General features: G+C 56.0%; 24 protein-coding genes and 3 tRNA genes. 12 read left to right on the top strand and 15 right to left on the bottom strand.

Features of this window, described 5'->3' with window-relative positions; genetic code table 11:
* Positions 1–72: 72 nt before the first annotated feature.
* Complete coding sequence (locus tag ACIOZM_RS03380; protein WP_401209565.1) at positions 73–303, top strand: hypothetical protein; 231 nt, start codon at positions 73–75, stop codon at positions 301–303.
* A gap of 107 nt (positions 304–410) precedes the next feature.
* On the top strand, positions 411–695 hold the full coding sequence (locus ACIOZM_RS03375; RefSeq protein ID WP_401209563.1) for a hypothetical protein: 285 nt from the start codon (positions 411–413) through the stop codon (positions 693–695).
* 85 nt (positions 696–780) lie between these two features.
* On the opposite strand, the gene ACIOZM_RS03370 is transcribed toward ACIOZM_RS03375, so the two are convergent.
* Together ACIOZM_RS03370 and ACIOZM_RS03365 are read right to left on the bottom strand one after the other, a co-directional pair.
* Positions 781–1,725: a methyltransferase gene (locus ACIOZM_RS03370; RefSeq protein ID WP_401209560.1), complete on the bottom strand. Its 945-nt coding sequence runs from the start codon at positions 1,723–1,725 to the stop codon at positions 781–783.
* A 14-nt stretch (positions 1,726–1,739) separates the two neighbouring features.
* Positions 1,740–3,110: an iron-containing redox enzyme family protein gene (locus tag ACIOZM_RS03365; RefSeq protein WP_401209557.1), complete on the bottom strand. Its 1,371-nt coding sequence runs from the start codon at positions 3,108–3,110 to the stop codon at positions 1,740–1,742.
* A 121-nt stretch (positions 3,111–3,231) separates the two neighbouring features.
* Between ACIOZM_RS03365 and ACIOZM_RS03360 the strand changes: the two genes are divergently transcribed.
* A complete protein-coding gene (locus tag ACIOZM_RS03360) occupies positions 3,232–3,420 on the top strand; it encodes a hypothetical protein (RefSeq protein ID WP_401209554.1) in 189 nt (62 codons plus the stop codon).
* Here ACIOZM_RS03360 and ACIOZM_RS03355 read toward each other — a convergent pair.
* Positions 3,404–4,543: a glutathione-independent formaldehyde dehydrogenase gene (locus ACIOZM_RS03355; RefSeq protein ID WP_401209552.1), complete on the bottom strand. Its 1,140-nt coding sequence runs from the start codon at positions 4,541–4,543 to the stop codon at positions 3,404–3,406. The genes ACIOZM_RS03360 and ACIOZM_RS03355 overlap by 17 nt on opposite strands.
* 248 nt (positions 4,544–4,791) lie before the next feature.
* Between ACIOZM_RS03355 and ACIOZM_RS03350 the strand changes: the two genes are divergently transcribed.
* From ACIOZM_RS03350 to ACIOZM_RS03335, 4 genes are all read left to right on the top strand, one after another.
* Positions 4,792–5,766, top strand: a complete 975-nt coding sequence (locus tag ACIOZM_RS03350; protein WP_401209549.1) for a ribonuclease Z — start codon at positions 4,792–4,794, stop codon at positions 5,764–5,766.
* A 199-nt stretch (positions 5,767–5,965) separates the two neighbouring features.
* On the top strand, positions 5,966–8,596 hold the full coding sequence (locus ACIOZM_RS03345) for an EAL domain-containing protein (protein WP_401209546.1): 2,631 nt from the start codon (positions 5,966–5,968) through the stop codon (positions 8,594–8,596).
* Positions 8,597–8,655: 59 nt separating this feature from the next.
* Positions 8,656–9,252 carry a paraquat-inducible protein A gene (locus ACIOZM_RS03340; RefSeq protein WP_401209543.1) on the top strand — a complete coding sequence of 199 codons (597 nt, stop codon included), beginning with the start codon at positions 8,656–8,658 and terminating at the stop codon, positions 9,250–9,252.
* Positions 9,249–9,908 (top strand): paraquat-inducible protein A, encoded by a 660-nt coding sequence (locus tag ACIOZM_RS03335; protein WP_401209540.1) that lies wholly within the window; start codon positions 9,249–9,251, stop codon positions 9,906–9,908. Before ACIOZM_RS03340 ends, ACIOZM_RS03335 begins: the two co-directional genes overlap by 4 nt.
* On the opposite strand, the gene ACIOZM_RS03330 is transcribed toward ACIOZM_RS03335, so the two are convergent.
* Both ACIOZM_RS03330 and ACIOZM_RS03325 read right to left on the bottom strand, forming a co-directional pair.
* Positions 9,887–10,384 (bottom strand): DUF2269 family protein, encoded by a 498-nt coding sequence (locus ACIOZM_RS03330; protein WP_401209537.1) that lies wholly within the window; start codon positions 10,382–10,384, stop codon positions 9,887–9,889. The genes ACIOZM_RS03335 and ACIOZM_RS03330 overlap by 22 nt on opposite strands.
* Before the next feature lies 1 nt (position 10,385).
* Positions 10,386–11,513, bottom strand: coding sequence for a saccharopine dehydrogenase family protein (locus ACIOZM_RS03325; protein WP_401209534.1), 1,128 nt, complete (start codon positions 11,511–11,513; stop codon positions 10,386–10,388).
* A gap of 261 nt (positions 11,514–11,774) precedes the next feature.
* Between ACIOZM_RS03325 and ACIOZM_RS03320 the strand changes: the two genes are divergently transcribed.
* Entirely contained in the window at positions 11,775–12,236 is a 462-nt protein-coding gene (locus tag ACIOZM_RS03320) for a hypothetical protein (protein ID WP_401209532.1), read from the top strand.
* Between the two features lie 238 nt (positions 12,237–12,474).
* On the opposite strand, the gene ACIOZM_RS03315 is transcribed toward ACIOZM_RS03320, so the two are convergent.
* From ACIOZM_RS03315 to ACIOZM_RS03275, 9 genes are all read right to left on the bottom strand, one after another.
* A tRNA-Leu gene (locus ACIOZM_RS03315) sits at positions 12,475–12,561 on the bottom strand.
* Between the two features lie 319 nt (positions 12,562–12,880).
* On the bottom strand, positions 12,881–16,282 hold the full coding sequence (locus ACIOZM_RS03310) for a glycosyltransferase (protein ID WP_401209529.1): 3,402 nt from the start codon (positions 16,280–16,282) through the stop codon (positions 12,881–12,883).
* Between the two features lie 949 nt (positions 16,283–17,231).
* Positions 17,232–17,305: transfer RNA gene (locus ACIOZM_RS03305), tRNA-Cys, on the bottom strand.
* Between the two features lie 45 nt (positions 17,306–17,350).
* Positions 17,351–17,426: transfer RNA gene (locus tag ACIOZM_RS03300), tRNA-Gly, on the bottom strand.
* Between the two features lie 60 nt (positions 17,427–17,486).
* A complete protein-coding gene (gene pgsA / locus ACIOZM_RS03295) occupies positions 17,487–18,047 on the bottom strand; it encodes a CDP-diacylglycerol--glycerol-3-phosphate 3-phosphatidyltransferase (protein ID WP_401209526.1) in 561 nt (186 codons plus the stop codon).
* Positions 18,048–18,079: 32 nt separating this feature from the next.
* Positions 18,080–19,903, bottom strand: coding sequence for an excinuclease ABC subunit UvrC (gene uvrC, locus ACIOZM_RS03290; protein WP_401209524.1), 1,824 nt, complete (start codon positions 19,901–19,903; stop codon positions 18,080–18,082).
* 2 nt (positions 19,904–19,905) lie between these two features.
* Entirely contained in the window at positions 19,906–20,547 is a 642-nt protein-coding gene (gene uvrY, locus ACIOZM_RS03285; protein ID WP_016984198.1) for a UvrY/SirA/GacA family response regulator transcription factor, read from the bottom strand.
* Between the two features lie 127 nt (positions 20,548–20,674).
* Positions 20,675–21,121 (bottom strand): GNAT family N-acetyltransferase, encoded by a 447-nt coding sequence (locus tag ACIOZM_RS03280; RefSeq protein WP_401209521.1) that lies wholly within the window; start codon positions 21,119–21,121, stop codon positions 20,675–20,677.
* The gene (locus ACIOZM_RS03275) at positions 21,118–21,876 is read right to left on the bottom strand and encodes a carbon-nitrogen hydrolase family protein (RefSeq protein WP_401209517.1); all 759 of its coding nucleotides are present in this window, start codon (positions 21,874–21,876) and stop codon (positions 21,118–21,120) included. The genes ACIOZM_RS03280 and ACIOZM_RS03275 overlap by 4 nt, the downstream gene beginning before the upstream one ends.
* Before the next feature lie 151 nt (positions 21,877–22,027).
* Between ACIOZM_RS03275 and ACIOZM_RS03270 the strand changes: the two genes are divergently transcribed.
* Together ACIOZM_RS03270 and ACIOZM_RS03265 are read left to right on the top strand one after the other, a co-directional pair.
* On the top strand, positions 22,028–22,156 hold the full coding sequence (locus tag ACIOZM_RS03270; RefSeq protein WP_401209514.1) for a hypothetical protein: 129 nt from the start codon (positions 22,028–22,030) through the stop codon (positions 22,154–22,156).
* A 336-nt stretch (positions 22,157–22,492) separates the two neighbouring features.
* Entirely contained in the window at positions 22,493–23,569 is a 1,077-nt protein-coding gene (locus tag ACIOZM_RS03265) for a 3-deoxy-7-phosphoheptulonate synthase (RefSeq protein ID WP_401209511.1), read from the top strand.
* Positions 23,570–23,630: 61 nt separating this feature from the next.
* On the opposite strand, the gene ACIOZM_RS03260 is transcribed toward ACIOZM_RS03265, so the two are convergent.
* Positions 23,631–24,779, bottom strand: a complete 1,149-nt coding sequence (locus ACIOZM_RS03260) for a hypothetical protein (RefSeq protein WP_401209508.1) — start codon at positions 24,777–24,779, stop codon at positions 23,631–23,633.
* Between the two features lie 338 nt (positions 24,780–25,117).
* On the opposite strand from ACIOZM_RS03260, the gene ACIOZM_RS03255 reads away from it, so the two are divergent.
* Positions 25,118–25,996 (top strand): esterase/lipase family protein, encoded by an 879-nt coding sequence (locus tag ACIOZM_RS03255; protein WP_401209505.1) that lies wholly within the window; start codon positions 25,118–25,120, stop codon positions 25,994–25,996.
* Positions 25,997–26,092: 96 nt separating this feature from the next.
* Complete coding sequence (locus ACIOZM_RS03250) at positions 26,093–26,374, top strand: peptidylprolyl isomerase (RefSeq protein ID WP_039758565.1); 282 nt, start codon at positions 26,093–26,095, stop codon at positions 26,372–26,374.
* The last annotated feature ends 94 nt before the right edge of the window (positions 26,375–26,468 follow it).

Raw genomic sequence — 26,468 nt, 5'->3', positions numbered from 1 at the left:
CAACGGCAGACAGCTCGCACCCTTGCGGGCTTTTTGCTGCCCCAAAACGGTTTCTCTTAACGGAGGTGATCCATGTCCGAGAAAGAGTCCATCACCACCCTCCTCACCCTGCTCGATGTTCGTCAGGTGCGCCTCGCTGCCGCCTGCAAGGAGATCGCCGACTGGGTCGATCATCAAGGCGGACACCCGACTGCCCTGCGCATTCGTGATCGCCTCAACGACATCGAAAAAGACACACCGCAGATTCGCAGCACACTCTCTGCGCTCAAACCGGTTGACCGGCCACTGCCTCGATTCAGATAAGCCTGAACCGGTAAGCAAGAGCTTCCAGGTGTGCAATTTGCCCGATGAAACGAACGTCCTTGGTCGCGTGCGGTCACTACTTATGCACGTCACCAAGGAGACTTTTCATGGTTATCCATTTCAAGGTAGCGGGTCATCTGGCCTGTGGTCACAAGGGCAGCAATCTTACTTCGAGCAATGAACTCAACCGAGTGAAATGCCGCAGCTGCCGTAATACCGACGCCTACAAGAATGCGCGCAAAGATCAACGTAACGCCGCGCGCCGCGCATCCCGTCGCACTCAAGCCGTTCATGGTGCCTCGAACTGGCGCTCGGAGTGGACTGAGCGGTTGACCGCCCTCGCCGGCCGTCAACGATTGCCAAGAGGCTTTGCCGGACAAGCGTTTGTCTGAAGCTGAAGTCAAATATGCATAAAGGGCCGATTTTTCGGCCCTTTTCACGACTGTAGATGGCTGGATACTCAGCCGCAGAGTGCCGTTATTTGAAGCGTGTCACCCTAAGCGCAACTACCGCGATTCGCTCAACCAGTTCATACCCGGGCTCAAGCAGTTCTTCGCCGAACACATCCGGATCGAGTTCGCGATAAGTCCAGCCGAACTGCTCTCCAGATAACATTGGCTCGATGGCGTCGGCAAACGGGTCATGCCCGGCGATCATCGCCACGCCGGTATACAACAGCAACGTTCCGCCAATGCTCAACCGAGGTAATGCCTCACGGACAATTCGCACCGACAATGCCTCGCCCAGTGCTCCCCCTCCATGGCGATAGGCCCGTTGATGTTGATCATTCATATACGGGGGATTGGCAACAATCAGATCAAAAAAACCCTCGACACTGGTCAGCAAATCGCTGTGATACGCCGTCACATTGATGACGCCCGCCAGCTCGGCATTGACCGCCGTCAGGCGCAGCGCCCGTGGGTTGATATCGACGGCAACCACCTCGGCCTCGTGCCGCGCCCGGGCTATCAGCACTGCGCCGACGCCAGCGCCGCAGCCGATATCTACTGCACGCCGAATCGGTTCGAAACGCTGCTGCAGACAATCCTCGATCACCAAGGCGAATCGATAGGTGTCCGGGCCAAAAAATACCGAATCATTCTGCGTGGTTGGATACGCGGAATGCGCAAACAACAGATCGCCCAGCGAAGACCAGCGCACCGTACTGCGCCACAACGAACCACTTTGCTCAATGATTCCGGCCTGCTCCAGGGCACGCAGTTCATCAGCCGAAAACAACTCGTTATCGAACGGCATCGACCAGCCGAAAACATCACGCTGATCCTTGGCAAGTGGTGTGGCAGAGCGCTGATAAACTCGCTGGTGCGTGAGCGGCGTCGGCGTGATGAATCGATACCCGCTGCGGCGCAGGCGCTGGCCAAGCTCAAGCAATCCTCGATCGACTGTTTCTTGTACAGACATGGGTTCTCCTTGTATCAACGCAATTGCGCACGCAACTCAATGAAGCGCCGGGTGGCGTAAAGCCCGGCAGGACGCCAATGGCGCAGTGGCGAAAGCCATGGAATCAGCGCGTGCAATTGATCAGCCGGAGTCAGGTCTGCGAGGCGCAGCTTCAAACTGTCGGTTTCCGGATCGGCGGACTCGTCTTGCTCATCCTGAACCTGCTTGCGCGACGCACGCGTACAACGCTGCGAATCCTGTGAACCATCAACAATCCAGTCGCTCAACAGTTGTTTTTCATAGCCACTGAACACACCAAACATCGCCGCGTCACTGCCTTCGATCAGTTTCCAGAATCGACTTTCCTCAGGCGCTACACCACGTTTGATCCAGCCCTTGCGCTCCAGCGCGGCCAGAAAGCCGCCCATCTGGCCCGGCGTCGACAGCCACTGATTGATGGTGCGGTTTTCGACGCGGCAATAATCGGAATGCATGTGCTGCCCGAACAGCGCTTTGCGTTCAAGCATCGACACCACTTCACGATGCAGATCGAAGTCTTGAATGACTTCCGTTGAGCCGATTCCCAGATCATTCAGGCGATAACCCAACGTCACGCGCCGATAGAACTCATCGCGCCCTTCCCCGACCGGCATTAAGTCGAGCAACGATTGCACGGCTTTGCGTGCATGCCCGGTACTGGCGTTATCGATGGTCACATGTAGCCGAAAGTAATGCGGGTCGATGCCCAATTCGCCAAGTTCATAGGCACTGATCAGCAAGTGCAGCGGCAACTGTTCGTAACCGAGGTTGTAGCCGATGACCTCCGGTAAAAACTCGTCGTTGCAATGGCCCAGCGCCAGTTGCACGGCGCCTTGTAGAAAGTGTTCATCACTGAGGTCGCGCGGATTGTCACAAGCATTCTCCGAAAGCAATTTGCGGTAGATCACTACGTGATTCTGCCGCGCTACGCCGTCGCCCAGCTCTTCGAGATAAGTGTCGATCAAGCCATCGAAGCGAACGTCCCGCCAATGCTTCAAGACACCTGCCAACCAGGCGCCATCAACCTCTTTAGTCGGTGCGACATGCCGCAAAAAATACAGAGCATGAGATTTTTTGTGAAAGTATCGCCGTGGCGCGCCTTGCTGCCGGGACGCCAGATACTCCGCATATTCGCGTGCCACCGCTGCACAGCGAGTTTGCGACCATTGCAGCAGTTGCTCGGCATCGGTGGGCAATTCGTTTGGCAGATCGGCAGCACGCGCCAGTTGTCGCCGCAGGAAACGCCGGGCCGCAACGTTAGGGTCCGGCACGTCCTTGAGCAGCATTTCATACAGTTGGCGATTCGGGCTGTCAGCCGCGATAGACAGCGGGACATCGGCTCCAACCGGGGATTCAATCAGTGTCATGACGTCTACCTCAAGTTGGCCGCAACTACGGCGTCATGATCAAAAGAGCTCGGGGATTGGCGCAAATTCCATCTTTTTAACCAGCATACGACGTACCGCTGGAAACGAATCGAACCTTGGCATGAACGTTTTCGCCGAGCAGATCCCTTGGATTGCTGGAGATACGCTTGAACACCCGAAGGGTCCCCGGCTGGGCAAAAACGTCCTGAGCCAGTTGAACTGGCAACCTCTCCACAACTTCGAGGTTGCCGACGTGCGTGCACCAATCACGGAATACCTGCAAGTTCTGGCCATCAACCGCCCGGCTTGAGCACGACCTTGGTCCAGCCATTTTCACGGGCATCGAAATGTTTGTAGGCGTCGGGGCCTTCGTCGAGTGTCAGACGGTGAGAGATGATCTGTGAAGGTTTGGCGCGACCGTGATGGATCAACTCGCCGAGACGTCGGTTGTAGGCCTTGACGTTGGCCTGACCGGTGCGGATCTGCTGGCCCTTGAACCAGAACGCGCCGAAGTCGAAGGCCATCTTGCCCTGCTTCGCCAACTCGTTTTGCGCCTTTGGATCTTGCGGAACAAACACGCCAACTACCCCAATGCCACCGGTGGCTTTGGTCGAGGCGACGAGGTTGTTCATGGTCAAGTGATTGGCTTCGTGACCATGTCGGTCACAGCATTGATAACCCACACACTCACAACCGCGATCCGTGCCTTTTCCGTGGGTAAGATTGAGGATCTGGTCGACCGCTTCCTTCTCCACCGAGTTGATTGGCGTGGCACCCAGTTGCGCAGCCAGTTTCAACCGATCTGGATGATCGTCGACGACAAAAACCTGCGACGCGCCCTTGATCATCGCCGAGTGGGCTGCCATCAAACCGACCGGTCCCGCACCATAGATCGCAATGCTTTCACCGGGCAGTAATCCAGCGAGTTCGGTGGCGTGCCATCCGGTGGGAAAGATGTCGGAGAGCATCACGTAATCTTCTTCACGCTCCTGCGCGTCTTCCGGCAATACCAGGCAGTTGAAGTCAGCGTAAGGCACTCGTAACAACTCAGCCTGGCCGCCCTGATAAGGGCCCATTTCGGCGAAACCATAAGCTGCCCCGGCGCTGCCCGGGTTGGCGGTCAGGCAAAAACCGGTAAGGCCTTTTTCGCAGTTCTCGCAGAATCCGCAGCCGATATTGAACGGCAGGCACACACGGTCGCCGACCTTGACGCGCTCGACGGCGCCGCCGACTTCGATCACCTCCCCCAGATTCTCATGTCCGAATACCCGTCCCTGTTCGAACGAGGTCCTGCCCTCGTACATATGCAGGTCGGAACCGCAGATATTGGTGGTGGTGATGCGCACCAGAACGTCGGTTGGTTTCTCGATTTTTGCGTCCGCGACGTTCTGCACGCTGACATCCCGCGGGCCGTTATAGACGATTGCTTTCATGTTGTTCTCCCATTGGCCGGACGAAGGGAAATTTCGTCTGCTCAGACTTATCTGTGTGAGCACAAGGAACCTGCGTTCCAATATTTCGGGCCAATGAGTGACGAGCGGTTAATCGATACGCAACACGTCAGAATCCCGGAATCTTTTGCTGTCAGCGTTTTCTCTATCCCTTGCTGTGTTCCGGCGACGAAACCAGGGAAGCCCTGCCGAGCAAGCGCAGTAAGATGGCTCGGAACGGAGGATCAATCATGGATCTGTTATTTCTCGGCACCTCGGCCGGAGTGCCCACCCGCAATCGCAATGTCAGCGCCACTGCCCTGATCGAATCATCGGGTCGGGGCTGGTATCTGGTGGATTGTGGTGAGGCGACCCAGCATCAATTGCTGCGTACGCCATTGTCGCTCACGGAGCTGCGAGCGATTTTCATCACCCATGTGCATGGTGACCACTGCTTTGGCTTGCCCGGTTTACTGGCGAGTGCGGGGATGTCCGGGCGCACCAAACCGCTGGAAATCATTCTTCCAGGCGCATTGCATCCATGGTTGCAACTCAGCCTGGCGGCCACCCAGTCTTTCCTGCCATTCGAGCTTCAGTTGCACGACGTCGATACTCTGAAGGAGTGGCGCAATGGCAACGTGAAAATCGAAACGGTGGCCCTGTCGCATCGCGTACCCTGTCATGGGTACGTATTTGACGAGATCAATCCTGAGCCGCGCCTCGATCTGCAACGCCTGGAGGCCGACGAGGTGCCGCGCGGTCCGATCTGGGGCGAGTTGGCGCACGGGCGGGACGTCGAGCATGCGGGCCGGCGATTTTGCGCAGAACATTATCAGTGCCCTTCGCGACCGGCTCGCCGGATCATTGTCTGCGGTGACAATGACGCTCCGCAACTGTTGGCCGACGTTGCGCGCTCTGCGGATGTGCTGGTGCATGAAGCGACTTTCATTCAGTCCGCCATCGATCGCGCCCGCGCCAGTTACGGCCACAGCAGCGCTGCCGCAGTGGCGCAGTTTGCCGAGTCGGTGGGCCTGCCCAATCTGGTGCTGACCCACTTTAGCGCTCGTTATCAGCCACATCCCGAGCGCAGCCCGTCGATTGAAGATGTGCGAGAAGAAGCCGCCACGCATTACAGCGGACGGCTGATTCTGGCACGCGATCTACAGCGGTATCACATCGACAAGACAGGTTGTTTGCAACCGGTAGAGGCCGAGCGCAAGCAATAGCTTTACCCTTATTCTGCTCGATCGGCACCATCATTGTCCTGATCAGGTACTTCAGGTGCACCTCGCAGACGTGAACAGCGCACCATCGGCAAACAGATCAATCAACTATTCTTTGCTGATCGGGTTCTTCGCCAAAAAGTCTGAACAATGCACCGGTTCCACCTTCTAAACGCTTAGAACAAGGTTAAAGGCAGAGACAATGGATGCTTCCGCTCTTACCGCTCGCGTTTCCTCCCCGAGGCAAAGTGCCGTTACCAGACGTCTGGCTTTTGCAGTCGGCCTGCTGTTTATTGCCGGTGTCACGGCAGCGATCGTTGCCTTGCTGACCATTGCCAGCCATCTGGATTCGGAAGATGTCCGCGAGAACCAGTTCTATTCGGCTCGCGCTCTGGAAAACCGGATTACCGCCTCAAAAAACTACATCACCAGCTATGCCGACTGGACGACAGCGTTTGAACGCTTGAGCGGTCCGGTTGATACGGATTGGGCCTACACCGACCAGAACATGGGCAAAACGCTGTTCACCAGCGACGGTTACGACGGTGTGTTCGTGCTCGACCCACAGCGAACGAAATACGCGATGATCAGGGGGCAACTGATTCAATCCGATATTTCTGCTTTTGTTCAAATCTCCGCATCCTCGTTGTTGGATCAGGTACAAAACCAGGCGGATATCACCAAGCCAATCAGCACCTACTCGTTGTTCGAAGGATGGCCCGCGCTGATCACCGCTTCGGCGATTCTGCCTAATGACGAGCGGCCGATAGCTGACTCGAAGACAACTTCGGTTCTAGTGTTTGTCGATAAGTTGACTCCGACGAAGTTGCGCGCTCTGGGCAGTGCCTATGGCCTGGACAATCTAAACCTTGCGCTGGACGAAACCCTCGACGACAGCCATCCACGCGTCCCGCTGGACAGCACCGGATACAGCCTCATAGCGGATCTTGAACGTCCGGGACGCCAGTTGCTCTGGTCATTGATGCCTACGTTGGTCGGGACGATGTTGGTGCTGATGCTGCTGACGGCCTACTTCTTTCGCCATGCGCTGCGCTCTTCCAGATATGTCGACCGTAGCTTTTCGGCCATGCAGTCGACCAATCAGGCACTCGAGGCCGCCAATCAGGCGCTTGAAGCCAGCGAAGAACGCTTTCGGGCGGTTGCGGAAGCTGCTTCCGACTGGATATGGGAAATCGACAAGCAACAGAACATCACTTACCTGTCTGGCCGCTTCAGCGCGGTCACCGGTTTTCCTGCAGAGCAATGGCTGGGGCGCAATCTTGAGCAATTGTTGTCTTGCGATACGACACCGCTTTCGCTGTGGCTCGGCAAGATGACCGAAGACGCCAATGCGAGCGACCTGCGCTGTACTTATCGCGACCATGCCGGACAAACGCGCTATTGCCGGGTCTCCGCGAGACCGATTATCGACAAGGAAATCGTGATCGGTTATCGCGGCACGGCCAGCGATATCACCGATGAAGTGGCCGCTCACGCGCAAATTCAGCATCTGTCGATGCATGACGCACTGACCGGCCTGCCCAATCGCAACAAGCTGGCGCGTTTTCTCGAGGATGCGTTGCTGCTCAAGGAACATGCCTCGCCGCTGTCAGTGTTGATGATTGATCTGGACAACTTCAAACCGATCAACGACTCGCTGGGTCATCCTGCCGGAGACGCAGTTTTGCAGGAGGTCGCGGGGCGTTTGCGCGAATGTACCCGTGACCACGATCTGGTCGCGAGGCTGGGTGGCGACGAGTTTGTGGTGGTGCTGAGCGGAATGGACAGCCACAACGAGATCGATAAATTCTGTACGCGCCTGATCGGCAGTCTGCATCAACCCGTGATGCATGAGGGCAAGGCGTTGCACATCGGTGCAAGCGTCGGCATTGCCCTCAGCAGGCGCCAGGGATTCATGCCCAGCGAACTGATTCGTTGCGCGGATATTGCGCTGTATCAGGCCAAGTCGGATGGCAAGAACACCTGGTGCTATTTCGAGCCGCACATGAGCGACCAGATTCAGACTCGGCGGCAACTTGAGGATGATCTGCGCCGCGCGATGACCCGTGATGAACTGGTGCTGCATTACCAGCCGCGCTACAAGGTCAATGGCAAGGAAATCGTTTCCGTGGAAGCGCTGGTCAGGTGGCAACATCCGACCCAGGGCTTGCTGGGGCCTGACTTGTTCATTCCGCTGGCGGAGCAAACGGATCTGATCGTACCCCTGGGGCGATGGGTATTGCGCGAGGCGTGTGAAACCGCACTGACCTGGCCGGACGATGTGATGCTGTCAGTCAACTTGTCTCCAGCCCAGTTCACTCGCAGTGACGTAGTTGAAGACGTGCGTGAAGTCCTCGTCAACACTCGCTTTCCGGCTAGTCGACTTGAACTGGAAATTACTGAAAACGTCATGCTCAACGATACCGAGGGCGCATTGAAAAGCATGAATGCGCTGAAAGAACTGGGTGTTCGACTGAACATGGACGATTTCGGTACTGGTTACTCTTCGCTGGGCTATCTGCGCGCCTATCCTTTTGACGGGATCAAGATCGACAAGCGCTTCATCGCCTCCATCGGCAGCGGCGAGAATGATCGCGCGGTGGTGCAGGCGATCATTAGCCTTGGCAAGGCGTTGGGGCTTACGGTGACCGCCGAAGGTGTGGAGACCGAGGAACAGCTGGATATCCTCGGCGAGGATCAGTGCCAGGAAGTTCAGGGTTACCTGTTGAGCCGTCCAGTGGACAAGCATGCATTTTCGACACTTTTGAAAGCATCACGGCAAACCACAGTAGCACCCGCTGTCAGGGCGAAACGCCAAAAACTTGCCGAATGACCGTGCACTCCTATATTCATAGGCATCTGCATATCCATCGATGCTCGACGAGCGCGTCCATGCCAAGCCCCGACCAGTTGATTATCTGCGAGCACTGCGACTGCGTTTACGAAAAAGTCCCGCTCGCCAAACACCAGAAAACCCTCTGCGTGCGTTGCGGCGGCGTGCTTCAGCGCTTCAACGGTTTGACTGTCGAGCAGCGCCTGGCACTAAGTTTTACTGCTGCGATGCTGTGGCTCTTCGCCAACTTCTATCCGGTGATGAGCATCAGCATGCAAGGCCTGAAAAACAGCGCGACGCTGTGGGACTCGGTGCTGGCGTTGAGTCAGGGACCGATCACCTTTATGGCCATGGTCGCGGCGATTTCGATCATCATCGCCCCGGCGTTTCAGCTGGTTCTATTGATTTGGGTATTGAGCTACGCCCTCTCATCACGCCGGGCTCCGGGCTTCAAACTGTGTATGCGCTGGCTGGAAACGCTGCGTCCGTGGAGCATGCTGGAGGTGTGTCTGCTGGGGGCGATGGTGGCAGTCTTCAAACTGGCGGGGCTGCTCGATGTGCTGCCGGGTATTGGTCTGTTCGCTCTGGCGGTGCTGAGCCTGATGATGATCCGGATCGCCGGACGCGACATTCGTGATCTCTGGGACATTCTATGAGCCGGCCGCCGACTGCAAGCGAACTCAACCTGTGTCTGTGCCACAGCTGCGGACTCGCCTGTGACATGAGCGAAGAGCCGCACCAATGTCCGCGCTGCGACGCTCCGCTGCATCGACGCAAAACCAACTCGTTGAATCGCACTTGGGCCTACATGCTTGCTGCACTGGCGTTTTATGTACCGGCCAATCTGCTGCCGGTGATGAACACCACCATGCTCGGCAACGGCGCCGACAGTACGATCATGAGTGGCGTGCTGGAGTTTTGGGAAGGTGGCGCGTGGGATATCGCCTTGATCATCTTCATCGCCAGCATCGCGGTGCCTGGGATCAAGTTTGTCGCGCTATCGCTACTGCTGATCACCGTGCAACGCGACAGCGCCTGGGCACGCAAGCAGCGTTCGAAGTTGTTTCGTTTCGTCGAGTTGATCGGTTATTGGTCGATGCTCGATGTCCTGGTGGTCGCGCTGGTCGCAGCGCTGGTGAAATTCCAGACCCTGGGGGATATCGAGCCGCGACCGGGCATCCTGTTTTTTGGGTTAGTGGTGGTGTTTACGATGCTTGCTGCGATGAGTTTTGATCCTCGGCTGATTTGGGACAATCAACCAGCTGAAGAGGACGCGGATCAACTCACGGCTCAAGCCCAGAACAGCAACTGAAACATCTGCCACGGAGTCATCTTCATCACCATCATCAGCACAATCACAAACATCCCGGAAAACCCGACAACGCCCATCCAGAACCACTTCCGGTAAACAGACCGGTACTCGTCATCAAGCCCCTGCCCGCTTGCAGCCGCAGCCGAACTCAAGGCATGCAAGCGTGTTTGCAGTCTCAGCACGGGTAACCAGATCGTCCCTATGCACAGATAGATGATCAATGAGGTCATGACCCAGTCAGTGGTCATGGGCATATCGGCAACTCTCACCATCAGCGCACCCGACAGGATCTGAATGAAGCCTGCCGGCGTGGTGATCCAGGTATCGAATCGAATGACCATTCTGGCGACATGCGCGATCACTTGCGGATTGCCCGTTCGACTTGCGGCGATCAAATACAGGTAAGAGCCCATGCCGAAGCCGAACAGGAAAATAGCCGCGATGATGTGGATGTATTTCAGGCTCAAATAGAGCATGTCAGCGCTGCCCGTCAGAAAAGTCTACGGACAGGCTCAGGTTCTCTGGATCGTTGATCGCAGCCATGTACTCATCGACGCTGATTTCACCCACGCACGGTCGCGCGCCAGGTTCAGGCAAGTAACCTTTGTGCATTTTTGCCGCAAGGGCAACCGCGGCGCAGCTTGGGATCTCCGGGCCTTTATCGTTCAGCGCAGTGAGTTGAGCGGTCATCGATAATGGTTTGCCTTCGATCCCGAGGCCTTTGATGTCGATGTACATCGCACTTTTACCATCGCCGAAACGCTCGAACCAGGTACCCAGCCGATGCAGTCTCCCGGCCCACAGGACGTGATCTTTAACCAGTCCTGTCCTCAGCGCCTGAGCAAGCAAGTAATTGGCGACGCCGCCAAGCTGGAGGCCTGCACCCGCCTTGAAACTTAGCGTCTGGGCGCCATAGCGGCTGGCGAAAATATCCATGTCCGGCACATCGACATTGGCCAGCACGCGAGTGCCCAGATCTGGCATCTTGCGCAGGGTCAGATCCTGCCAGCCCAACACTTCGTGCACTTGGCCATTCTTGAGTTGCTTGATCGGTTTGCCTGCATAAGCCAGTACGCCTTCAATGGTCGATAGACCCGGCATTTTCGCCGAAGAGGAAATACCGTGCTCGATGGAGTCGATACGCGAAAAGCGATGACGATGCTGATCGATGATGGCCGACGATAACGTCGGCACCGAGCTGCAACCGCTTAGAATTGCCACTCCCGCCTGTTTCGCCCGCGCATCGAGTGCGCTCACGCCGTTAACGAAGGTGCGGCAATCCGACAGGTCGCAATAGTTCACACCAGCGGCAATGCAGTTTTCGGCAACCGCGTACGATTGCCCCTGAAACGGACCGCCGGTGTGGATGACCAGGTTGATGTTCATCGCACTCAGAGCTGTCTTGAAGTCAGCTCCCATTGCATCGCCGCACCAGCCTTCGCAGGTTGCGCCTGATGTGGAATTCAGCTCATCGACTTTGTGTTGCAGCTTTTCCGGGTCTCGACCAGAGAGCAGCAGAACGATGCCCGGCATCATCACCAAATGCTTGCACACGATACTGCCGAAATTGCCGTAGCCTCCGACCACCATCACCCTGAACGTCATTCAATTCTTCCCTAAAAACTCGATGGCACCGCGATCTGACTTGATGCTTGGCTCGCGGAGGCGCGAGCTTCTCTGATATCAGGTAGCCACGCAAGGGACGCTGCCACTCTCGCCCTATATGTCGATGATCGCGCGCAAAGCAGACCGATGCCGCGACCTCGTTGCTCACCCGGCCCAATAACCCGAAAATACGCCAATACCGTGCAACGGCACGGAACAACCGCAGCAGCACTTACGCCATAGAAGGCAGGAGCCAGAATAATGTTGGAACACATGTGGCGCAGCATCCACTCCCCGGGCTACTTCCCCAACGTACTGGAGTGGATGATCCATATTCTCCTGAATCCTTTCATGGTGATTATGTGCCTGATGGTCGGAGCGCTGGCCGGTAAATGGTGGAGAGCATTCTTATACGGCAGCCTGATTTGTTATGTGATATTCCTGAGCCGATCGTCATTTTATCGGTGGGAAAGCATTTTCCCCGAAGCCGGTCTGCCTGCGCTGGCGATCGTTGGTGCACTCCTGGCCCTCCTTGGCTTCTATCTGAAAGGCGTACTCAGAACTCGCTCAGAAGCAAGACCCGAAGGACACTGGCTGCGCAAGCTATATCAGAGCCTTAAAGTCGTCATGCTGACAGTCATGGTGATGTTCTGGGTAGTTGTCGTGCTGTTTGTCTTGGTCTTTACCATCTCGGTCGCTACCCAACCTTCGTTGGCGCACTGATCGACCTCCGGCTAGTTAGGACCGTTTTGGCCTGAACCGGGTTCTGCAAGGAAAAACGCAGGCAAGGCAGAGAATCGAAGTCACGGGTCAATGGAAGGGTTTGATTGATCGAATCATTGCCCGGAAGCCTGGACATTGAGTCCGCTCGGGCCTGGAGTTGCGAACCAGTGTCAAAATTGCGACCCGGAAACAAACAAGGGTTTGCATTAGCTTTCGCTCGCAAACCCTTGATTCAAGATGGTGCCCGAAGCCGGAATCGAACCGGCACGCCCTTACGAGCGGGGGATTTTAAGTCCCATGCGTCTACCAGTTTCGCCATTCGGGCGGTAGCGCTGTGTTGCAGAGGGGGAAATATATACATCAGTTCCCGGTGAAGCAAGTTTGCGATGGCTGATTTCAAGACTAAATCTTGCAGCGCACTGCAAATAAAAAAGCTCCGTAAATCATGGATCTACGGAGCTTGTTTATAGTGGAGGCCGAGGTCTGAATCCAACTGGCGTCAGCGGACTTGTAAACCACACTATAAATTCAAGCAGATCAATAGGTTAGCATCAAATACGTTTCGTAGGCTACTGATCTTTAACGGCATCCGGACCGAGAACCCCAAAGGAAAGCTTCCGGGTTGCGTAGCGCGGTCCTCTTGGTCAATCCGGCAGCCAGGCGTTTCGCCATGCCAACAGATGTTCGTCCTTGAGCACCCAGTTATCGAGTACCACATTGCGCAAAGCATCTCCGGCCTTGGCGCTGGCATCGGGTTCGGCGAGGTGTTCGCGAATCGCGGCAATCCAGTATTGCGATTTGTTCTTGACCCTCGTCACCGGGAAATCGTCCCGGTAACAGAGGATGTCTGAGCAAATCACGGGGAAACCACAGGCGCCATATTCCAACAACCGTAAATTGCTTTTGCAAGTGTTGAAAAAATTGTCCTTCAGAGGTGCCAAGGCCAGGTCCAGGTTCAAGCCAGCCAGTTTTGCCGGGTAATCTTCGATCTTCACCCCCCTATGGAACTCATGAACATAGGGGCGAAGAGCCTGTGGGCACATACCCATGAACACCCATTCAACCTCCCCTGCCAGCTCGCGAACCACTTCGGCAATGACTTGCAGGTCGCCGCTGTGACTTGAGCCGCCTGCCCAGCCGACCCTTGGCTTGCGGCCTTGTTGGCGATGGCTGGTCAGGTCACTCCACCAATGGCTTGGCAGACGGTTTTCCACCACCCGGATGTCAGCGTTGAAACCCTTCAGCGCATTGGCCAGCGGCTGAGTCGATACCACCAGCCGATCGCACAGCCCTACGGCTTTCTTCAAGCGTTTGGCGATGTCTTTAGGAAGTAATTCGAGATTTAAGTTACCGGCGGGTACGTCAAGAATGTAGTCATCCAGTTCGTAAACCTTGAAGGCATTGGAGAACGACTTGGCGTCCTGCATAGACTCCAGGTCAGGCGTTGCGTATTGCTCCTGGAAAATGATCGTATCCGGCGCCATGCGCTCCAGTTCCGTCGGTTGAAGTCCCTCGTCGGTCACCCACCCCCCGATCATTTTCGCGGCTTTCAGGGCAGCGAAGGGCTGACGCACCCGATAATGTCCGCAGCCGAAAGAGTCGAGGGGATGGCACAGCACATGAGGCAACTCACGACTGGCGAACGGGTGCCAGTCAGTATCGCGGTAGTATTTGGAGGAGAAGCCGCTACCCTCCAAGGTCAGGTTGCGGTTGTAGGCCGGGTCGCTGGCGATTTGCGCAAGCCAACGCTGGTACATCACCGACTGTTCCCGCTTGAACCGCTTGCGCTTGGCTTCTTGCTTGGTCGTGTCGACCTTGTTCTGGCTCACGCTGGCTTCATGAACCAGCACCGCGTACGGCGTCCAGACAATCAATCGCCCAGCCTGACCGACTTTCAGACACAGATCCACGTCGTTATAGGAAATGGCCAGGCCGACCTCGTCCATTCCACCCACTTGCTGGTAGAGCTCGGTGCTAATCATCAGGCAGGCAGCGGTTACAGCGCTGTAGTTCTGATCAAGATGCAAGCGGTGAAGATATCCGTTGGACTGCATTGAGTCGCCGATAAACGGGTGGTCTGCGACGCCACGCAAACCCAGCACCACGCCTGCGTGCTGAATAGTGCCATCAAGGAATAACAGCTTGGCGCCTACTATCCCCACTTCCGGCCGCTGGGCGTGATGGAGCATCGCACTAATCCAGTCGCCATCAATGATCGCGGTATCATTGTTGAGCAGTACAAGGTATTCACCACGGGCATGGCCGGCGGCAAAATTATTAATCGCCGCATAGTTGAAAGGATGCGGGTAACGCAGGATGCGCACTTTGGGGTTATTCAAGTGCTCCATACCGTTGAACCAATCCCGGGCCTCGGCGGTTTCACTGTTGTTATCAACGATGATCAGTTCGTAATTTGTATAGCTGGTTTTCTCCATGATGCTTTCGATGCAGCGAAGCAGCATCGCCAGGCAGTCCTTGGTAGGAATAAGGATGGAGACCATTGGCTGTTCCGCGTGTTGGTAGATCACACGGTTAGCCATTGGCAAAGGTCCGGCCTGCAGCTCATGAGCCACGCCCAGTCGCTGCAAGTGCGCCTCGACGATGGCCGCCGAGTTCGCGATAACCTGGGGCTCACCGAGCCACTGGGAGAAGTTGATTGTCTGGTGCACCAGCACATCAGCAAGGTGCCCAACCGTGCCCAGTCCATGAGTTTCAATCAGCCGATAAAGCAAGTCATGGGGGGCCAGTTCACTGAAGGCGGGATCAAAGCCTTCAGCAGCCAACGCGGACTCGCGACTGAAGGCCAGTGCGCGGCCGACATACGGATAACTGCGCAACATATCCAGGTTCAGATCTGGCTTGAATACCGGGTCTTGGCAGCCGGTAGCGGTCAGTGAGTCTTCATCGCTGTAGCAAACGCTGACGCCGGGATTCAGGGCAATGCCTTCGGCCAGTAAAAGCAGTGCGTGGGGATCAAGTTCGTCGCCGCCCCGCAGCAGATAACACCAGTCGACATCAATGTCCTGCAACAGCTCGTTAAGCTGGCTCGGCCAGGATGTAGCCAGCGGCAGCCAGACAAGATTAGCCGCCGGTGTCACCCCTACTGGCTCGGCATTAGAGAGCACCACGATCGCCGCCGCCCCGTAAAGCTGGCGCTCGATGCTTTTCAGGCTGGAACGCAACAACCCGATGTCGCCAGTGGTATCAGTTAACACCAATAACACGTCCGGCTGCCGTGTCCAGCTCGCTAGCCGCGCTGGTAAACCCTCAATCTCGACAGCAGCCAGTTGCCGAGTAGCTAACCAGCGCCGATAAAGGTCAATACTGCGCTGCTGTCGGCCAACATTGGCCAGCACGCCGAAAAAAAGCGCTAAAGAGTGTGCCAAGGTACCGTCGAGCTGACCGCATTCAGTTTCGAAATCTTTCTCCGCCAGCTGAATACGTTTCAGGGGCGCAAACATTTCCACGCGCGCCATGAACATGGTGCCAGCAAAAAAATCCGCCTCGTCGATTCCCTGTGGATCAATGCCCGCTCGCTCGGCCAAAGTGACAAGCAACGCGTAGTTGATTTTATTAACGTACTTGGCAACTGGCAGCTGGTATCGCGGAGTACCCAGCATTGGAGCGAGCATCGGGTCGCAAAGGTGCTCTAGCGATCGGCGAAAACGCACCGGGTTGAGCAGGTCATCGAAAAGTTCAAGGCCCCAGTCGCTCTCCGCGCCCAGGTGCACCGAACGCTTGGTATGCAACTTGACCAGCGTATGGATGTTATCGGCACGCAAAAAGGGCAGCACCCTCAGAAACGGCAGAACGTCCCTTCCGTGGTTAGGTACCCGGTATAGCGAATAACTCAATCCGCTGGCCTCTAGCTGAGCACATACCCCATCATCATGTCCGGCCACGCAGGTTACGTAGAGATGCAGTCGTTCGGGCAGCCTGAGCAAACGAACCAAGATGTCTCGTAGCACTTCGGGATAATACGCATGGATAACCACACCTACTGGCGGCTCACCGTCTTCAAGTGGTGGCTGCTGCGCAACCAGCACTTCGCACCCTTTGAGCAAGTCCGGGCTGCTGCCCGAAATGACTGGCTGAACTTCAGTAGTCTGGCAAACAGATTGGGTTGTTGGTGGAATTATCATGTTTAAACCAAATTAAATAGAGGGCGAAAATAGAGCATCGCTGGATGCGCCTTCTCAGCGGAGGCGATCGTAGGTATCCGCTTTAGTGACAGCACTGCCCCATCGCTTGGCAAAAAATAATCGACAGTAAACGAAGCTCTCGCAGCTGTTCGCAGCTTAACAACGACGGCACTTTATCCTCTGAAGGCGTCTTAAAATTCGTCGGCGAGTGTAAGCACCAGATCTTTAATGTCGGCAGTGGCGGCATTTTCTTCAAAAATCATTTCACATCCAAATGATGTCGCCTGCATGCCGCGCTTCAAAGGCTTGGATAAGGCCACTAATACTTTAACGACAGCATAATTAATAGCCCATATGAAATCTCGCCCCTGATCCGATTATCCCGCTGTTAAAGCGGATGCCACTCCAAGGCACGTCCGTACCCATGAATATCCATGAGTGAAAAATGTCAAAGCGCAGACTTTCGTATAAATGCAGCGATTGGCAACGGTGAAGACTAACCAACTGAAAGAACTTAAAGCGTGCTCGTAATCTTGTGGGTCACAGTGGTGTAACTTCATTTTGCGATAGCTGGCACGCCACCGGGGCCACCGTTGATCCTGCGAGTAATTGCTTTGACTTCATTTTGAGACTGCAGAGCAGGTTTTTGGATAGTCGGGATGACCTGATTGATCAGAGATACGGCCATGCGAAAGCTGGCAACGGATTTTGAAGCAGCATTGATCAAACTCTAAAAATCTTCCGTTCTTAAGCAGCCGAATGGAGGAGCATCTGCAAAAATTTGCGGAACACCCCACTTTTTCGCAGGCAATAAAAAACCCCGTAGATCACTGATCTACGGGGCTTTTAATAGTGGAGGCCGAGGTCGGAATCGAACCGGCGTAGGTGGATTTGCAATCCACTGCATAACCATTTTGCTACTCGGCCTCAAAACGATCGCTGTCAGTAGCACAACAACAACCGCGTACAAATTGGAGCGGGAAACGAGACTCGAACTCGCGACCCCGACCTTGGCAAGGTCGTGCTCTACCAACTGAGCTATTCCCGCTTGGTGATGCGCATTCTATAGAATTAAGAAGGCTCGTCAACCCCTTGATTCAAAAAAGTTTTATTTCTTTTGAACGTCGGTCTTCAGATGCGGCCAGGCAGCGCGCAGGTATTGCACCATCGACCATAACGTCAGGCCAGCCGAGATCATCAACAAGGCATAACCCAGCAGGACCCAGAGGCTGAAGTCCCGTGGACTACCCAGCAGGATCACCAATGCAAGCATCTGCGCGGCGGTTTTCCACTTGCCAAGATTCGACACTGCTACATGAGCGCGAGCACCCAGTTCGGCCATCCACTCACGCAGTGCCGAGATCACGATCTCGCGGCCGATGATAACTGCGGCTGGAAGGGTCAGCCAAAGGTTGCCGTGTTCCTGCACCAGCAGCACCAAAGCCACTGCCACCATCAACTTGTCGGCGACCGGATCGAGAAAGGCTCCGAAAGGCGTGCTTTGCTCCAGTCGACGGGCCAAATAGCCATCCAGCCAGTCAGTCGCCGCAGCAAAGGCGAACACCGAGGCGGAAGCCATGTAACTCCACTGGTAAGGCAGATAGAACAGCAAAATGAAGATCGGAATGAGCAGGACGCGTAGAACGGTAATCAGATTAGGGATATTCATCGGCACAACTGGCTACGAGGTGAGTTGGCATTCTACTCGCTATGCAGGTTCGCATAAATCGACTCAGCGAGCTTTTTACTGATCCCCGGTGCTTTGGCGATCTCTTCGATGCTTGCACGAGACAGCTCTTGCAATCCACCAAAATGTTTCAACAAATCGCGACGTCGGGTTGGCCCTACTCCCGCAATGCCTTCAAGCGTAGACGTTCGGCGAGTTTTACCGCGTCGTGCACGGTGTCCGGTAATTGCAAAACGGTGAGCTTCGTCGCGAATTTGCTGAATCAGATGCAATGCCGGCGAATCACCACGCAAGGTGAACTCGTGCGCGGCATCATTAAGATACAAAGTTTCGAAGCCAGCCTTGCGCGTCGCGCCCTTGGCGACGCCGAGCAGGATCAGATCCGGCACCGCCAATTCATTGAGCACGTCACGGGCCATCGACAGTTGGCCCTTGCCGCCGTCCACCAGAAGAATATCCGGCAGCTTACCCTCGCCGTCCTTCAATTTGCTGAAGCGACGGGTCAATGCCTGGTGCATGGCGGCGTAGTCATCGCCCGCCGTGACACCTTCGATGTTGTAGCGACGGTAATCGGATTTGATTGCCCCTTCCGGGCCGAACACCACGCACGATGCGACAGTCGCCTCGCCACTGGAGTGACTGATGTCATAGCATTCGAGGCGCTGCGGTGGCTCATCAAGATTCAGCACTTCAGCCAGCGCTTCAAAACGCGCAGCCGTATGCTGACGGTTGGCGAGACGCGCACCCAATGCCTGTTCGGCATTGGTGACGGCCAACTGCTGCCATCGTGCACGAGTGCCACGCACCCGATGACTGATGGTCAACTCGCGACCACGCAGCTCATGAATGGCGTCGATCAACGCGGCCGCATCTTCGGGCACCACGTTGACGATCAACTCGCTTGGCAGGTCGCGTTCCGGACTGCTGATGAAATACTGCCCAAGAAACGCCGCCATGACCTCGGCAACTTCCTCTTCAATACCGACCTGCGGGAAGAAGTTCTTGCTGCCCAGCACTCGCCCGCCACGCACACTGATCAAGTGAACGCAGGCACCGCCCGGGTTTACGAACGCGGCAATCACATCGATATCGCCGGTCCCGCCTTCCATGCTCTGCTGATCCTGGACTCGGCGCAGCAGCGCGATCTGGTCACGCAGTTCGGCAGCACGTTCAAATTCAAGATTGATCGCAGCTTCTTCCATCGCACTGGAGAGTTCGTTAGTCAGGGCATGACTGCGCCCTTCCAGGAACATCACCGAATGGCGCACGTCCTCGGCGTAGACCTCAGGCTCGACGAACCCGACGCAAGGCGCCTTGCAACGCTTGATCTGATATTGAAGACAGGGCCGGGTGCGATTCTTGTAGTAGCTGTCTTCGCATTGACGAACGAAAAAGGTCTTTTGCAGCAGACTGAGGCTTTCACGTATCGCTCCGGCACTCGGATACGGGCCGAAATACTTGCCTTTGGCTTTCTTGGCGCCGCGATGAATGCTCAGCCTTGGGAATTGGCCATCAGAAAGAAATACATAGGGGTAGGATTTATCGTCGCGCAACAGAATGTTGTACGGCGGCCGCCACTCCTTGATCAAAGTCTGCTCGAGCAGCAGCGCTTCCGTTTCGTTGGCAGTAATGGTCGTCTCGACCTGTGCGATACGCCCCACCAGCGCTGCGGTTTTAGGCGCCAGTCCGGTCTTGCGGAAATAACTGGCCAGACGCTTCTTGAGGTTCTTGGCCTTACCGACGTAAAGCAGACGCGCATCGCTGTCGAACATGCGATAAACGCCCGGGCGCCCACTGACAGTGGAAAGAAAGGCGCCGGAATCGAATGTTTCAGTCATGGTCAGAGGCTGGCATCGACCATGCCATGGCGAACCGCCAAAAGCGTCAACTCGACATCACTGCTGATCGAAAGCTTCTCGAAAATACGATAGCGGTAGGTGTTGACCGTTTTCGGCGACAGGCAGAGTTTGTCAGAAATGATCTGCACCTTCTGACAGCCGACAATCATCAGCGCGATCTGGATTTCACGCTCGGACAAGGCGTCGAACGGCGAGTCATTGCTTGGCTGAAACGACTTGATCGCCAGTTGCTGGGCAATTTGCGGACTGATGTAACGCTGACCCGCAAATACCAGCCTGATGGCCTGAACCATCTCCGGCAAACCTGCACCCTTGGTCAAATAGCCAGCGGCTCCAGCCTGCAACAGACGTGTAGGAAACGGGTCTTCTTCGCACACCGTTACCGCAACGACTTTGATGTCGGGATGACTGCGCAACAGCTTGCGAGTGGCTTCAAGGCCACCGATGCCAGGCATCTTGACGTCCATCAGCACTACGTCCGGCTTCAGTTCCCGGGCCTTGATCAGGGACTCTTCCCCGGATTCGGCCTGACCAACCACTTGTAAGCCATCGATATCGGCCAGCATCCGTGTAATGCCCGTACGAACGAGATCGTGGTCATCGACCACTAGCACCCTAATCAAGCAGACACCTCGCGAAATGGTCTTATTGGGATGCCGGACACCTTAGCAAAAAGAGTCGCCCAGACCTAGCGGCAAGCAGCATATAAAAAGTTTCAATTCATCATGGAGGGCTTACAGGCCGTGCGTTTCAGAGCACATGTGTACTGATATCCCGCTGCATTCTCAGGAAACACTCGTCCTTGCCCACAACTGCCAGGCCCTTTCGCTCATACAGGTTTCGGGCCGGATTATTTTCGAACACCGTGAGGCGCAATGCCGGTCGCCGCTCCCTTTGCGTGATCGCAATAACCTGATCAATCGCCCAGGAACCAGCCCCCACGCGCTGAAACCCCTGATCAATCTGCAATTCACGGATGTACAGCGCCCGAGCATCGCGGCTCAGGCTGAAAAAACCCGCCAATACACCATTGCTTAGAATCATCTGATTATCACGCCCGGCCCAAGCGACATCGAACGCTTCGTCCTGCCATAACAGATCGTGCTTAATGTAGTAGGGCAGCATGTTTCGGCAAGTCAGATCCCGGGCAAAGCTCAAGTCTTCGGGCACCGCTGGACGCAACTCAAACATTTTCATATTTGCGCTACTTCGATGACCTGCCCTCGCCACTGTTTGCCGTCGCGTCGGGCGATGACCAGCAAATTACCCGGCCCATCCGCAGCCATAACCAGCGTCCCCTCGGATGACCAGACCGCACTGCGCCCTGCAGAAACCCAGCCGCCCGTGACACCGCCATGATTGGCCATCAGCACCGCCATTGAATGCTCGCGCGCGTAGGCCTGCAGCAAGTTTGTGTCTGTTGCATAACCCTTTTCGCTGATCAGGACTCCCGCCGCATACAGATCCGCGCCTAGTTGCGCGGCTGCAGCGGCATGACTGGCGTGGGTAAAGTCCGCACAAACCGCCAACGCCACGGCATCACTACCGATATTCAGCAGCGATCCGCCATATCCCGCAGCAAATACGAGTTCCTCGCCGGTGTGCAGGTGTTGCTTGCTGTAGACGCTTAGCGAGCCATCTTTGTGCAGTATCAACGCGCCAATGAACGTTCCGGAGTTTTCTTTGAGTCGAACAGGCATGCCAACCACGGTCGTGACGCCAAGTTCCCGGGCAAGATCCCTTAACGGCTGCAACACCGCATCCTCTGGGTCGATCGCCTGCTTCGCCGCTGCTTCGCCCTCATAACCAGTCAGCGACAGCTCAGGAAATACCAGCAACTCAACGCCCTGCTCCGCTGCCTCCTGGATAAAACGCAGATGTCGTTTGATGTTCGCGGCAAGATCGCCTGCAACCGAGATTGATTGAGCGGCGGCGATGGTTAACTTCGACATGCTTCTTCCTTAAATTCGGCCAAAACGCACATTGCGGTACATCGTTGATGAACTCAAGCGATAGCCATTGACCCGCACATTCGATAGCATTTTGTGATTGCTGATGCGTGCCCGCCTCTAGTAAGCTCGTCGCATTCATTGGAGAAACAGCATGTTCAACGCCCTCTTACAGCTTCTGACCGTCAGCGCCCCGCGCTCGGTTGCTGCTGCCCGGGCAAATGAACTCAACGCTCCAGTAAACTTTTATTTTGGGTATTGGTTTAGCCACTGGCGCGCCTGATACCCAAACGGCGCCCATACAAACGGATCGCCTACCAGAGAATTCTAAACCCCCGGTCGGCCTCCCGACCGGGGGTTTTGTTTTTTCTGGCCCCAACCTTTTTAGCAGCACACCAGACACTTTGAGGATTTACGACATGAACTACGCCACTTATTACCGTTACGACTTTTTTACCGCTTGGCGATTTACCAGCCTCCGCTCGGGACAGCCTGCCGCCTCCGATCGGTCACCCACAGGTGGCAAGCAAACACACGTAGCCAATACGGCCAATTGTCGAACACCCCAGTAGGGCCGAGTGAGCGGGAAGCACCCGCCGCCAGCCCAGGAAGCCCGAATATGAACTCGTCCGTCTCTGCTTTGCCACTGTCCACCCTGAATTCCGCCAACGAAGCGCTGACCCTGCGCCTGCCCAGCTCGTTGCAACTCAAGCAGCAATTGCCTCTGAGCAATGCCCTGAGCCAGCAAATCGCCGCCCACCGCCAGGCGGTCCGCGCGATCTTGAATGGTGAAGACCATCGCCTGCTGGTCATCGTTGGCCCTTGCTCGATTCACGATCCGAAATCCGCAATCGAATACGCCGAAAAGCTCGCCCGACTTGCCCATGATGTCAGCGACGAAATGCTTCTGGTGATGCGCGCCTACATCGAAAAACCCCGAACTACCGTCGGCTGGAAAGGCCTGGCTTACGATCCGCATCTGAACGGCAGCGACGATATGAGCGGTGGTCTGACACTGTCCCGTGAACTGATGCTTGAAATGATCCGCCTCGGTCTGCCCATTGCCACTGAACTGCTGCAACCGATGGCTGCCGGCTACTTCGACGACCTCCTGAGCTGGGTGGCTATCGGTGCACGTACCACTGAATCGCAGATCCATCGGGAAATGTCCAGCGGCTTGAGCATGCCGGTCGGCTTCAAGAACGGCACTGATGGCGGCGTAACCGTGGCGGTGGACGCCATGCGTTCCGCTGCTCACCCGCATCGACACTTCGGCGTCGACAGTCAAGGCCATCCGGCGATCATCCAGACGCCCGGCAACCCCGACACCCACATTGTGTTGCGCGGCGGCCATCATGGGCCGAACTACGACCGCGACAGCGTTGCCCGGATACACGCCGACCTGGCTCGCGTGAAGATCCCGAGCCGAATCATGGTTGATTGCAGTCACGCCAATAGCGGCAAGGACCCGATGCGCCAGCCCGGTGTATTCAATGAAGTTCTTGAGCAGCGCCTGCAAGGTGATCGTTCGTTGATCGGCATGATGATCGAATCCCATCTGTTCGAGGGATGTCAGTCACTCAGTCCTTCGCTGCGTTACGGCGTGTCGGTCACCGATGGATGCCTGGGGTTCAGCGATACTGAACAGTTGCTGTTGAACGCAGCTGACCGGTTGCGCACGCAATCCCCAGCCTGACAACCGAAACAGCCTTTCCGGGCCCGGAAAGGCTGACGCCCCTCGGCGCATTTATTGATAATTACGCCCGCACGCGTATCCGGGTTACACGGGAGGCTTGGCTGACATCGTCAAGCCGCTCAACCGTATACGACACCTGCACCACTGTTTCCCGGTGTTCTCGCCAGAATCGGTGAGGCACGATAAAAACTAAAGGCTGCCCGGTATTCTCCCGAGTAATGTCCCGATCATCACGATGATTGAAATACTCGCCATCGCACCGCAGATAAACCAGCTCCCCCTCCAGCGCCTGAACATTGCCGATCACCACCGTGATGCCATCCACCGAATCGGCGGCCTCAAGCTCACCGTCCGGAGCTTCCAGTACATCAGGAGCTGCAAGCTCCACCCGTATCAGTGGCGCTAACAATAGGCGGACTGAAGCAGACTGCCGCACCTTTGCATCGACTGACTCCACGCGGTAGCTGATGCTGACCCTTTCCCCGGAATGCTCAGCGATACAGTCTGCGGTAATCCAGAAAGAGAGCACCTGGCCAACAGCAAAAGACTCGACCGCCAGCTCATCAAGGAATGCATCTTCCCCCGCTTCGTTCTGCAATGTCAGCACAACCCGGTCACCGCGGGCCATTCGGGCATAGGGTTGCACCATCACGCTTGTACCTTCCGAGACGCGTGCCGGGTCCAGCGTCTCCCCCACCGTTTCGTCAACAGACGGCGCAGGCAAAAAAGGCTCCGGATCGCCCACATTCAACTGCAATCGACTGGATGACACCGGCTCCGGCAATCCCGTGCTGTGCAGGGTCCAGTAAATTTCGACTGATCCCTGTTCCAGAGGTGCGATGTGAGCTGCCTTTACGACGAACACGACTTCCTGCCCCACGCGTCCCTCACTGATATAGCGGCAAATCTGGTGTTCGTGAGTCACACCCTCGGCATCGAGCCCACTCCAACTCAAGATCAGTTTGTCACCACATTTCATGTGCGGATAAGGCGCAACCCTGACAAAGGCTCTGCTCAGATTAGGGTCGAGCATGCCGCCCTCGAGCACTTCGGTAGCCGGAGCCGGCAACAGTGTGACGAACGTTGCGACTGCTGGTGGCGAAGAGCGATAGCAGAACTCAAGGCGCCCCCCTTCCGCCTTGAAACTCAGATCACCACTGCCCGTTGACAGCGTCACAGGGGAATCGATATTTGCTTTATGCATAGTCATTCGTGCCTCCACTCCTTGGATAAACACCGCCTATTTAAGACAGCGTCGAACGAATTCCATTGAACATCATCCTTCGACCAGGCGATGTCAGCTCGATGCCTTCCACCCCCGAGTCAAACGCACCAGAGTACGTAGGCATCCGGTCGTGAATAAGCCATATCGGCGTTAAAGATTGCCAAATGTTCCGACAGGCCCCGCAAACAGATCCGAAATGTCGTACGCAATCTAGTCCGGTTTCCCCTCTATATCAGGGCATCTTCAGACATCGTCAGCCTGCCGGGGTGTTTTACAGTGGCACGCAGAAATTACTGATCAAGCGCAGCTAAAGAGGTAGGAACATGCAACGGAATGCAACAACCCGGTACCCGATCCTGTTGGTTCATGGCTTGTTCGGATTTGACCGAATTGGCCGATTTGAACTCTTCCACGATGTCAAGCAGGCACTGCGAGATGCGGACTGTCAGGTGTTCGTACCGCAACTGTCAGCCGTCCATGACAACGAAGTGCGCGGACAACAATTACTGAACCAGATCGAGCGAGTTCTGGAAGGGACAGGTGCAAGCAAAGTAAACCTGATCGGCCACAGTCAGGGCGCGCTGACCTGCCGCTATGCGGCGGCGCTTGAACCACTGAAAGTCGCTTCCGTTACCTCGGTAAGCGGTCCCAATCATGGCTCTGAACTGGCTGACTCATTGCGCAAGGCCTTGGTTCCCGGGCGCCTGCCGGAACATGTCGCAGAAGAGCTCGCCACACACTTTGCGCAATGGATCTCGCTACTCAGTGGGCGACCGGCATTGCCGCAGAACGCTGTCGCAGCACTGAATGCCTTGACGACCGAAAGTGTTGGCCAATTCAATCAAAAATATCCCCAGGGACTGCCCTCTGTCTGGGGTGGTCAAGGTGCTGAACAAGTCAACGGCGTTCACTACTATTCGTGGAGCGGCACGTTGCAAGCTGATTTGATAACCAACCTGCGACCACTGGACCCTGTGCATGGTGTGTGCCGGGCGCTGTCCAGCCACTTCGTCATCGACGAAGGGCAGAATGACGGTTTCGTCGGCCGCTACAGTTCTCACCTGGGTACCGTCATCCGCTCCGACTATCCGTTCAATCACCTCGACAGCCTGCGGCGCTCGGCCGGGCTGTCTTCCGTCATCCCCGACGCAATCGACCTCTATACTGAACACGCCTTACGATTGCAGGCTGCTGGCCTGTAGGCCGACACCTATACATCTATTGGAACTTTGCCGGGAAATCGGCCACTGAATCCGGTAGGCTCCACATTTTACTGAAATAGATCGGAGATTTTTCCCATGGCTAAAGCCACTGCCCGCCACATCCTGGTTTCCAGCGAAGACAAGTGCAACGAACTCAAGGCCCAGATCGAAGGCGGTGCTGATTTCGCCGAAGTCGCCAAAGCCAACTCCAGCTGCCCATCCAGCCGTCAGGGCGGTGATCTGGGTTCGTTCGGTCCTGGCCAGATGGTCAAGGAATTCGATACCGTGGTGTTCAGCGCGCCGATCAACGTCGTGCAAGGCCCGGTGAAGACCCAGTTCGGTTATCACCTGCTTGAAGTCACCAGCCGCCAGGACTGATCCCTCGTCCGGTTTGCTGTGCAACGGCCCGCCTTTTGGTGGGCCGTTGTGTTTCGGTTACATGATACGGCTGGCGACTGGCGCGCCGCTGGCG

It is taken from the genome of Pseudomonas sp. NPDC087346 (assembly GCF_044744235.1).
Classification (GTDB): domain Bacteria; phylum Pseudomonadota; class Gammaproteobacteria; order Pseudomonadales; family Pseudomonadaceae; genus Aquipseudomonas.
The sequence above is the reverse complement of the archived record's forward strand: the minus strand, read 5'-3'. Positions and strand labels throughout refer to the sequence as shown.